Source organism: Halarchaeum acidiphilum MH1-52-1 (genome assembly GCF_000474235.1).
Lineage (GTDB): Archaea > Halobacteriota > Halobacteria > Halobacteriales > Halobacteriaceae > Halarchaeum > Halarchaeum acidiphilum.
Genome location: NZ_BATA01000011.1, coordinates 39338 through 49218, shown reverse-complemented (window position 1 = coordinate 49218; position 9881 = coordinate 39338). Strand labels below are relative to the sequence as shown.

Annotated in this window: 12 protein-coding genes and 1 pseudogene; 7 read left to right on the top strand and 6 right to left on the bottom strand. The window is 70.4% G+C overall.

The window, feature by feature from the left end; all coding sequences use genetic code 11:
• Together AOZ13_RS03485 and AOZ13_RS03480 are read left to right on the top strand one after the other, a co-directional pair.
• Positions 1-418: pseudogene (locus AOZ13_RS03485) on the top strand (radical SAM protein); the annotation flags it as partial.
• 86 nt (positions 419-504) lie between these two features.
• Positions 505-936: a TRAM domain-containing protein gene (locus AOZ13_RS03480; RefSeq protein ID WP_020222336.1), complete on the top strand. Its 432-nt coding sequence runs from the start codon at positions 505-507 to the stop codon at positions 934-936.
• Between the two features lie 42 nt (positions 937-978).
• Here the strand turns inward: AOZ13_RS03480 and AOZ13_RS03475 are convergent, their stop codons facing one another.
• The 3 genes from AOZ13_RS03475 to AOZ13_RS03465 form a co-directional block, all read right to left on the bottom strand.
• Positions 979-1629, bottom strand: a complete 651-nt coding sequence (locus AOZ13_RS03475) for a YkgJ family cysteine cluster protein (protein ID WP_020222335.1) — start codon at positions 1627-1629, stop codon at positions 979-981.
• 78 nt (positions 1630-1707) lie between these two features.
• Positions 1708-2481, bottom strand: coding sequence for an MBL fold metallo-hydrolase (locus AOZ13_RS03470; RefSeq protein ID WP_021779834.1), 774 nt, complete (start codon positions 2479-2481; stop codon positions 1708-1710).
• A gap of 7 nt (positions 2482-2488) precedes the next feature.
• On the bottom strand, positions 2489-2758 hold the full coding sequence (locus AOZ13_RS03465) for a helix-turn-helix domain-containing protein (protein ID WP_020222647.1): 270 nt from the start codon (positions 2756-2758) through the stop codon (positions 2489-2491).
• Between the two features lie 169 nt (positions 2759-2927).
• Between AOZ13_RS03465 and AOZ13_RS03460 the strand changes: the two genes are divergently transcribed.
• From AOZ13_RS03460 to AOZ13_RS03445, 4 genes are all read left to right on the top strand, one after another.
• Positions 2928-3632: a class I SAM-dependent methyltransferase gene (locus AOZ13_RS03460; RefSeq protein ID WP_020222648.1), complete on the top strand. Its 705-nt coding sequence runs from the start codon at positions 2928-2930 to the stop codon at positions 3630-3632.
• A gap of 45 nt (positions 3633-3677) precedes the next feature.
• Positions 3678-4598 (top strand): glycosyltransferase family 2 protein, encoded by a 921-nt coding sequence (locus AOZ13_RS03455; RefSeq protein WP_021779833.1) that lies wholly within the window; start codon positions 3678-3680, stop codon positions 4596-4598.
• Between the two features lie 90 nt (positions 4599-4688).
• Positions 4689-6257, top strand: coding sequence for a thermosome subunit alpha (gene thsA / locus AOZ13_RS03450; protein WP_049933785.1), 1569 nt, complete (start codon positions 4689-4691; stop codon positions 6255-6257).
• Positions 6258-6718: 461 nt separating this feature from the next.
• On the top strand, positions 6719-6955 hold the full coding sequence (locus AOZ13_RS03445) for a hypothetical protein (RefSeq protein ID WP_020222656.1): 237 nt from the start codon (positions 6719-6721) through the stop codon (positions 6953-6955).
• 34 nt (positions 6956-6989) lie between these two features.
• On the opposite strand, the gene AOZ13_RS03440 is transcribed toward AOZ13_RS03445, so the two are convergent.
• The 3 genes from AOZ13_RS03440 to AOZ13_RS15235 all read right to left on the bottom strand — a co-directional run bounded on the left by AOZ13_RS03440 (position 6990) and on the right by AOZ13_RS15235 (position 8373).
• Positions 6990-7313 carry a hypothetical protein gene (locus AOZ13_RS03440; protein WP_020222655.1) on the bottom strand — a complete coding sequence of 108 codons (324 nt, stop codon included), beginning with the start codon at positions 7311-7313 and terminating at the stop codon, positions 6990-6992.
• A gap of 104 nt (positions 7314-7417) precedes the next feature.
• Positions 7418-7960, bottom strand: coding sequence for an LLM class flavin-dependent oxidoreductase (locus tag AOZ13_RS15240; protein WP_021779829.1), 543 nt, complete (start codon positions 7958-7960; stop codon positions 7418-7420).
• The gene (locus AOZ13_RS15235) at positions 7957-8373 is read right to left on the bottom strand and encodes an LLM class flavin-dependent oxidoreductase (RefSeq protein WP_021779828.1); all 417 of its coding nucleotides are present in this window, start codon (positions 8371-8373) and stop codon (positions 7957-7959) included. Before AOZ13_RS15235 ends, AOZ13_RS15240 begins: the two co-directional genes overlap by 4 nt.
• A 157-nt stretch (positions 8374-8530) precedes the next feature.
• On the opposite strand from AOZ13_RS15235, the gene AOZ13_RS03425 reads away from it, so the two are divergent.
• A complete protein-coding gene (locus tag AOZ13_RS03425) occupies positions 8531-9847 on the top strand; it encodes an APC family permease (protein WP_021779827.1) in 1317 nt (438 codons plus the stop codon).
• Positions 9848-9881: the final 34 nt, after the last annotated feature.

Below are 9881 nucleotides of genomic sequence, written 5' to 3'. Positions count from 1 at the left end.
CGCGAAGGCGAACAAGAAGCGCTTCAAGCAGTACAAGTCCGCGGTGCGCGAGGACGTCGATCGACCGATGCTCGAACGCGTCTGTCCGCCCGGCACCGTCCTCGAGGACGTCCACTTCGAGTACCATCAGGACGGCAAGACGTTCGGGCGCTCGCTCGGCACCTACGCGCTCCTCGTCGCCGTCCCCGGCGAGCGCGAACTCGGGACCGTCACGGACGTCGCCATCACCGATCACGGCTATCGCTCCGTTACCGGCGTGCCGTACCCGCTGGATCCGAACGAGGCGTCGATGGACGAACTCCGCGCGATCCCCGGCGTCGGCTCGGGCACCGCGGGCGACATCGTCGTCAATCGGCCGTACGCGTCGCCGACGGAGGTGCCGGGCGACGCGGATCTCGCGCGCTTCACGCGCGGGTAGTCCCGCGGCCCGACCACGCGACACGCGTCCCGTCGACTAGGTAGAATTATTATGGACTATCCCGATACCCCAACGAGGGTCTCACAGTGGAAATCTCTGATCAGCTCCTCTGTCTGTTCAACGCCGAAGTCACCGTCAGCGACGACGAGTACGTCGTCCGCATCCCGACCAGCGAGATCGAGGCCGGCTCCGTCGATCCCGGCGAGATCTACCGCGTCGCGCTCATCGATCGCGAGGACGCCGGCGCCACCGGTAGTTCGTCCTCGTCCACCGGATCCGGCGGCGCGAGCGCGTCCGCCTCGGGGGGTCCCCAGCCGCCCGTCGAGGAGGGCGAGATACGATACGTCGAGATCGAGGACATCGGCAAGCAGGGCGACGGCATCGCGCGCGTCGAGCGCGGCTACGTCATCATCGTCCCCGGCGTCGAGGTCGGCGAGCGCGTGAAAGTCGAGATCACGCAGGTGAAGTCCAACTTCGCCGTCGGCGAGACGATCGACGACGACGCCGACGAGGAGTAACCGCACTCTCTCGCCGTCCTCTCCGCTGCGTCGTCGAACGCGCTACTCGTAGCGCGTCCCGTCCGGGCGCTTGGCGCCCTCCGAATCGTGGACGACCGTCTCATCCGGATCCGGGTTCGCCGGCTCGTAGGTGTCGCGGACGGCGATCGCCTCCTCTAGCTCCGTCACGGCGCGCTCCTTCAGCGACGCCGCGAGTTCCGCGGCGTCCGCGCGCGAGATATCGCGACCCAGCCCCTCGCACTCGTGGGCGCGCACCATCCCCGCCTCGTCGACGGCCTCGCCCATCGGTTGGCTCGTCCCGCCGAGCGCCACCGAGAACGGATAGGTGCGACAGATGAGCGGGCGGTGCTCGTGGACGGTACACGCGCCGCTTCGAGAGCCATCACCGTCCTCGTAAAAGGTGCAGTCTCCGCACTCGTCCGTCTGGAGCGCCCACTCGAAGGTCTCCCCATCCCCCTCGGAATCGAGACCGAACGGCATCGGGCGCGCGACGTCGCGCCACTCCGAGTCCGCCGCGTCGGCCAGTTCGCGAACCTCGTCCGGGAACACCGTCGCCGTGTGCTCCTCCTCGCCGAGACCCTTACAGCACCCCCCGCAGCGCGTGCACTCGAAGCCGATCTCCTCGATGGCGTCCGCGAGGGCGGACACCGACAGATCGCGCGCGCGGTCGAGTTCGTCTTCGAGGCGCTCCATACGCGCACGTCGGCGCGAGTTCGGAAAAGCGTCCCGCTCGCCCTCGCCCGCCTCCGATTCGCGGAGCCGTCCCCCGGCCTACGCGCGCGGCTTCGCTCCGACGACTTCCCCGTCCGCCCTCGTCACCGTCACGCGTCCCTCCGTGTCGAGCTTTTCGAGGTGCGCGCGAACGGTCGCGACGGCGAGGTCGCGGTACTCGCCGAGGGCCGCGTCGTACGCCGCGTCCAATACCCCGTCGATGGTCCGCGCGCCGCCCTCGACGGCCGCGAGGACGCGCCGTTCGCGCTCGCGGCGGTGCGCGATGACTCCGGCGAGGCGCTCGCGCGGGCGCCCGATCGGCCCGCCGTGTCCGGGGTGGAGCCGCGCGGGATCGCGGACGGAGAGCCGCCGGAGACCCGTGAGATACGCGCGCATGTCGCCGTCGGGACCGATGGCGACGCTCCCGCCGGCGCGACAGCAGTCGCCGACGAGGTAGTCGTCGCCGCGCGCGAACGCGACGTGGTCGGGGGCGTGACCGGGCGTCGCCACGACGTCGAGCGACTCCACCGAATCGCCGTCGCGGTACGTCCGATCCGGGGTGACGCCGGTCGCGTCGACGAAGCGCTCGACGAACGAGGCGTGCGCCCAGACGGTCGCGTCGCTCGCGTCGGCGTAGTGCGCGAGCGCGCCGACGTGGTCGGGGTGCGCGTGCGTGGCGACGACGTGCGCGACGCCGTCGACGAGGGCGTCGAGGCGATCGTGGCGCGCGCCGGGATCGACGAGGACGCCGTCGACGACGTACGCGTTCGTCCGGCCGGTGGGCGCGGGCGGATCGACGGGAATCGACACGCGCTCGATGCCGGAACCGGACACGGGAGCGCTAGTGATCGAGGAAGTAGACCTGCTTGCGCGCGTCGCGGAAACTGTATCGGGAGTCGACGAGGTCGGCCTCGTCGAGGCGATTGAGGGCGTATCGAACGGTGCGATCCGGCAGCAGCGACTCCTCGGCGAGTTGGCCCTGCGAGAGCGGCTCGTCGGCTTCGAGGACCTTGGCGACGAGCTTCGCGCTCGGGGGGAGTTCGCGGAGGCGCTCGCGGAACTCCTCGTCGTTCTGTATCGGTGATTGTCGCTGCTCTCCCGTCGTACTCATGCCAGTAAATCGCACACAGCCGTAGATAAAGGTTGGTACTTTCGGCCGCCCCTCGCCTTATACAATATAAGGGCAACGACGTCGCCCGGGTCCGCGATCCCGCCGGCCGATCGCGGCGTCGCGCATCCAGTATCGTTTTATTTCCCCGCCGAAGTAGAACAGGTAGACCGTGAAGGGACAGGAGTGGTATCAGGCCGACGAGGTCGCGGCGGAGTACGAGGACAAGCGCTTCTCCGGTGGCGGCCGGCTCATCGACCGCCGCGAGAAAGGTGCGGTCCTCGACGCCCTCGCGCCCCTCGACGGCAAGCGGGTGCTCGAGGTCGCCTGCGGGACCGGTCGGTTCACCGTCCTCTGCGCCGAGCGCGGCGCGGACATCACCGGCATGGACATCTCGGACGCGATGCTCCGCGAGGGCCGCGAGAAGGCCCGCGCGGCCGGCGTCGCCGACCATCTCGAGTTCATGCGCGGCGACGCCGCCCGCCTCCCGTTCCCCGACGACTACTTCGACGCCGTCTTCGCGATGCGCTTCTTCCACCTCGCCGACACCCCCGCGAAGTTCCTCAGCGAGATGGCGCGCGTCTCGAAGGCCGACGTCTTCTTCGACACCTTCAACCGCTACAGCACGCGCTCGCTCTACAACTCCCTCCTCCCGATGGGTTCGCGGCTCTACTCGACGAGCGAGGTCCACGACCTCCTCCGCGGCGCCGGCCTCACCCTCCGCAGCGACGCGCACGACTTCGTCCTCCCCTACGGCTTCTATCGGCAACTCCCCGGGTGGCTCGCCGATCCGATCCGCGACGCGGACGTCGCCCTCGGCGACTCCCCGATCGGGGAGTACCTCGCGTCCGTCTCCTACTGGCACGCGCACGTGTGACGCCGCTCCGCGGCGCTTTTACGCCCGGCCGCGCTCGGTAGGGCTATGGAGTTATCGGTGGTCGTCCCGACCCTGAACGCCCGTCGGCGCCTCGCCCGCGTCCTCGACGCGCTCGAGGCCCGCCTGCCCGCCGTCGAGGTCGTCGTCGTGAACGGCCCGTCCAGCGACGGCACGTCGGGACTCGTCCGCGACCACCCGGCCGTCGACGTCCTCCTCGAACTCCCGGAACGGAACCTCAACGCCTCTCGGAACGCCGGACTCGCCGTCGCGAACGGCGACGTCATCGCCCTCCTCGATCACGGCTCCGTCGTCCGCGACGAGTGGTACGACGCGCTCGTCGCGGCCGTCGAGTCGGGCGCCGACGTCGTCACGGGTCCCGTCCACCGCGCCGTCTCCGGCGGCGTCACCACCGAGGAGCGCGAGCACGAGACCGTCGCCGGCCGCGACGTCCAGTACTTCGACGGCGGGAACGTCGCGTTCACCCGCGAGGCCGCGACGGCCATCGACGGCTTCGACGAGTACCTCGAAACCGGCGCGGCCCGCGACGCCGCCCACCGCCTCGCCGCCCTCGATATGCGCGTCGAGTGGGTCCCCGCGTTCGCCGTGTTGCGCGTCGACGGCGACGACCTCCCCGACCGCGTCGCCGAGAACCCCGAGGGGTCCGCGACCGGCCTGAAGTACCGCGCGCTCGGCTATCGCCTCGCGAAGAACTACGGCGTCAGCATCACCGTCGCGTGGCGCGCCGTCCGTCACGCGCTCGGCGACGCCGCGTCCGCGGCGCGCGCCGTCCTCGGTGGCGACGAGACACTCTCCTCGTGGCTCGCGCGCGGGCGCGCCGTCGTGCCGAACATCGCCGCCGGCGTCGCGGACGGTCTCCGGGCGCGCCACCGCGATCGGTCCCCGGCCCGGAACCCCAACGGCGTCTCCTCGCGGATGGACCGCGCGATGTCGCGCTACGAGCCGTAGGCGCCTTCCGCGTGCTAGCGCTGTTCGCGCGTGTTTTCACAACACGAGTCTCGAAAACTATATGTAGAACTGCCAGCCTTCCAGTCTCCTATGGCGTATCAGGGAACTCGAAGCCCGGTGTTCATCCTCGGTGACGACGCGCAGCGCACCCGCGGGCGCGACGCGCAGACCTCGAACATCGCCGCCGGGAAGGCGGTCGCGGACGCCGTCCGCACGACGCTCGGTCCGCGCGGGATGGACAAGATGCTCGTCGACTCCACGGGGACCGTCGTCATCACGAACGACGGCGTGACCATCCTCGAGGAGATGGACATCGAGCACCCCGCCGCGCAGATGCTCGTCGAGGTCGCACAGACGCAAGAGGACGAGGTTGGCGACGGCACCACCACCGCCTCCGTCCTCGCCGGACAACTCCTCGCGACGGCCGAAGACCTCCTCGCCGACGACGTCCACCCGACGACCATCGTCGAGGGGTACGCCGCCGCGCGCGACATCGGTCACGCCGCGATCGACGACTGCCGCCTCGACGAGGACGTCGACGACGACCTCCTCCGCCGCGTCGCCGCCACCTCCATGACCGGGAAGGGCACGGGCGACGCGAACGCCGAAGCGCTCGCCGACCTCGTCGTTGAGGCCGTCCGACAGGTCGCCGACGACGACGGCGCGCACCGCGACGACGTCCGCGTCCACACGCAGCCCGGCGCGTCCTCGGGCGCGACCGAACTCGTCCGCGGCATCGTCACGGACACCGAACCCGTCCGCGAGGACATGCCTCGCGACGTCGCGGACGCGTCCGTCCTCGCCCTCGATACGTCGCTCGACACCCGCGAGACGAACGCGGACGTCGAGTACGACATCACGAGCGTCGAGCAGCTGAACGCCGCGCTCGACGCCGAAGAACGCGAGTTGAAGCGCTACGCGGAGACCGTCCGCGACGCCGGCGTCGACGTCCTCGTCTCGCAGAAGTCCATCGACGACCGCGTCGCCGCGTTCCTCGCCGAGGCGGGCGTCCTCGCCTTCGAGAGCGTGAAGCAGACCGACGTGTCCGCCATCGCCGCCGCGACCGGCGCGACCGTCGTCGGCGACGTCACCGACGTCGAGAGCGACGACCTCGGATACGCCGAATCGGTCCGCGTCGAACGCTACGGCGAGGACGACCTCGCGTTCGTCGAGGGCGGCGCCGACGCCCGCACCGTCACCCTCCTCGTCCGCGGGAGCACCGCGCACGTCCTCGACGAACTCGAACGAGCCATCGGCGACGCGCTCGACGTCGTCGCCGTCGCGCTCGACGACGGCGGCGTCGTCCCCGGTGCGGGCTGTGCGGAGATCGCCGTCGCCGACCGCATCCGCGACGAGGCCGCGCGCATCGACGGCCGCGCGCAACTCGCCGCCGAGGCCTTCGCGGACGCGCTCGACGTCCTCCCGCGCACCCTCGCCGAGAACACCGGGATGGACCCCATCGACGCCCTCGTCGACCTCCGCGCCGAAAACGAGACCGGCCGCGCCGGCGTCGTCACCGACGGCGAACGCGGCGAGATCGCCGATCCCATCGCGCACGGCGTCATCGACCCCGCCGCCGTCAAGCACGAAGCGCTCGCCGCCGCCACCGACGCCGCGACCATGATCGTCCGCATCGACGACGTCATCGCGGCGGAATAGTACCGTTTGCAACTCGGCCTTTTGCTGCGAGCGCGTCGCGCCCTGACAAAAGCTACGCTGAAGGCTCGGCGACTCTCCCGGGATCGCTTGGGCCTCGCGCCTACGGCGCGAGTGAATCGCGCGCCTACCGGGTCCTGACGGACCGCTCGGTGCGCGGACGCTAGCCGCGTGGTTCGGTTCTCGATCCCCTTCCAGACCCCGAAAGACTTTTTCCCGGATCCCGACTTCTGCCTCGTGTCCCGCCGAGCGGTCGCTGTACTCGCCGTCGCCCTCCTCCTCGTTCTCGCCGGGTGCGCCGACGGCGGTCGGCCCACCACGACGCCGACCGCGACGACGACCAGTGCGCCGACGAACGCGACCGGTACCGCGACGAACGCGACGACGAGTAGCGAGCCGGTGAGCCTCACGCACACGTACGCGCTCCCGCTCGTCGTGCGGAACGGGGACGACCGGAATACACCGTGCACGTCACCGTCAGCGACGGCGACGAGACGGCGTCCGACGACTCCGTGACCGTCGCGCCGAACGCGGGGAAGCGCGTGTACCTGCTGACCGGCAACGGCACCGCCTACCGGATCGCGGCCGAGACGGCGACCGCCTCCCTCACCCGGAACGTCACGCTCACCGGCGACGGCGGCAACGCCACCGTCGCGATCGACTCGTCCGGTGCGCTTGGCTACGACGGTCCCGGTCGATAGCTACACTCCACGCGCGACGTCCGTCGCCCTTCGATCAGTCGACGCGGTGCCACGACGCGGCCCCGTCGAGCTGTCGGATCGCCGCGTCGAGTTCCGAGCGGATCGCGCCGTAGTACCGTTCTCGACCGACCGGCGTCCGCACGCGGACGACCGCGGTCTCGTTCGTCACCGCGAAGAGGGCGAGCCGCCAGCGGTCGTCCCGCCGCGCCCAGCAACTGACCGCCGTCGCGTCCTCGTCCTCGATGGTGTGCGACCCCAACTCCCAGCTCAGCCGGGTCAGATGGGCGAGGGAGAGCGGCACGGCGTCCGGGAGCGTGGCAGTACCGCCGTCCCCGCCCTGACTGTCACGAACCGCCATACCACGACGTGCGATATCTGTCAGTAAAAACCCGTCTATTTCGGTGGGCGCGTGGACGGTGCCTCACCGCGTCGAGGAATCGTCCCTCCGCGTCGAGAGATCACCTACCGCATCTCGGGGACGACGTCCTCGACGAGTCGGTCGATCGTCTCGGGATCGTTGCGCTCGGCGCGTAGCACGATCATCTCCGCACCGGCCTCCTCGAACTCGTCGACGCCCTCCTTCACGTCCTCGACGGTGCCGATCAATCCCCGATATTCGCCGCGCGGCGTCGGATCGGCGGCCGCGGTCTCGCCCTGCAGGTCCTCGTAGACCTCGTGTGCGTCCGCGGCGTCGTCGCGGATGACGACGGTCTGCGCGACGGTCTTCTCGATGGCGTCGAAGTCCGTGCCGAAGGTCTCGCAGTGCCCCTCGAGGACGCCGAGCTTGTGCGCGAACGTCTCGGGACCCACTCCCGGAACGTTCCAGCGGTCGGCGAGGTCCGCGACGGCCTTCAGGGTGAGGTCCTCGCCGCCGCCGCCGACGAGGACGTCGGGACCGCCGTCCTGCACGGGCTTGGGTTCGAGGTAGAGTTCCTCGACGTCGTGGTAGTCGCTCTCGAACGTGACGGGGGACTCCTCCGTCCACATCGCGCGGACGAGGTTCACGGTGTCGCGGAGCTGGTGGACTCGGGTCGGGATCTCGGGGAACTCGAAGCCGTAGGCTCGTACTCCTCTCGGAACCACCCGGCGCCGATGCCGAGGACGGCGCGCCCGCCGCTCGCGTGATCGAGCGTGGCGAGCTGGCGTCCCAGCATCGCGGGGTTGCGATAGTGCGGGCTGGTGACGAGCGCGGAGAGGTCCATCGTCTCGGTCTCGCGCGCGAGCGCCGGCAGGGTCGTGTAGGCGTCGAAGAACGGTTCGTCGCGGACGCCGACGAACGGGAGCTGCCAGAGGTGGTCCATGACGGAGAACCACTCGAATCCGACGTCCTCCAGCCGTCTCGCGAGCGCCATCGCGCCCTCGAAGGCGTCGTCGTGCTCCGGGTAGTGGAACGACGCGTTGTGGTAGCCAAAGCGCATACGCGCCGACGTACGGCCGGCCGCGGTTTATCGTTCGGGGCCGTTCCGCACGCCCGCCGCTACTCCGCCGCCGCTCGCGTCCGCACTCGCGGCCCGCACCCGCGGCCCGCACCCGCGGCCCGCACTCCTAAGGCCGCCCTCGCCGTAGCCGGCAGGGATGTCGGATCGACTCGGTCTCCCCTCCGCCGTCTCGATCGCGCTCGGCGGGATGATCGGCGGCGGGATCTTCTCGGTGCTCGGCGTCGTCGCGCGCGTCGCCGGCACGCGGACGTGGATCGCGTTCGTCGTCGCCGGGATCGTCGCGATCTGCGCCGGCTACTCCTACAACGCGCTCAACGAGGTCGACGACCGGACGGGCGCGTCGGTCACGTTCGTCCAGCGCTACGCGAACAACACGACGCTCGCGGGGATGGTGGGGTGGACCCTGCTGTTCGGCTACGTCGGCTCGATGGCGATGTACGCCTACGCCTTCGGCGAGTACGCGGTCGGTCTCCTCGGTCTCCACGCCCTCCTCGGCCCGCTCGCACGCCCGCTCGTCTCCGCGCTCGCCGTCGCGGGCTTCGTCGCGCTCAACCGCCTCGGCGCGCGCGCCACCGGCACCGCGGAGAACGCCCTCGTCGCCGCGAAGATGCTCGTCCTCCTCGGATTCGGCGTCCTCGCGGCCGCCTACGGGTCGTCACGCGGGTTGCTCGACTCCGGTCTCGCCGGCTCGCTCTCGGTCGAGCCGGCCGTCGCCGCCGGGATCTCCTTCGTCGCCTTTCAGGGGTGGCAGTTGCTCTTCTACGACCGCGAGAGCATCGCGGACCCCGACACCACCATCCCGCGCGCCGTCTACGTCGCGATCCCGGTCTCGGTCGCGACGTACGTCCTCGTCGGCGTCACGACGACCAGCCTCCTCACGCCCGCGCAGATCGCGCGGTACGGCGAGATCGCGCTCGCGAAGGCCGCCGAGCCGGTGCTCGGGTCGATCGGCTTCACGGTCATCGCCGCCGCCGCGGTCGTCTCCACGGGGAGCGCGATCAACGCGACGCTGTTCTCGGCCGCGCACTTCGCGAACGGGATGACCGACGAGGACGTCCTCCCCGACCGGATCGCCTTGGAGACGGACGGCGACGGCGTCCCGCAGCGCACCGTCCTCCTCCTCGGCATCGTCACGCTCGGTCTCACCGTCTACGGGACGCTCGACGGCATCACCTCGCTCTCCTCGATCGCCTTCCTCGCGGTCTTCGGCACGATGAGCGCGCTCGCCTTCGCCGAACGCGATCACGCGGCCGTCAATCCGCTCCCGCCGCTCGTCGGTGCCGTCGGCGCCGCCTGCTTCCTCCCGCTGCTCTGCTACCACCTCGCGGTCCACGAACCGGAGACGTTCGGCTTCGTCGTCCTGTCGCTCGTCGCCGTCTTCGTCGTCGAACTCACGTACTTCCAGCGCACTCGGCTCGCCCGCGTCGCCAAGCGCGCGGAGGATCGACTCTGAGTGTTTCGATCACTTCGGAGCGTTGGGGAATCCG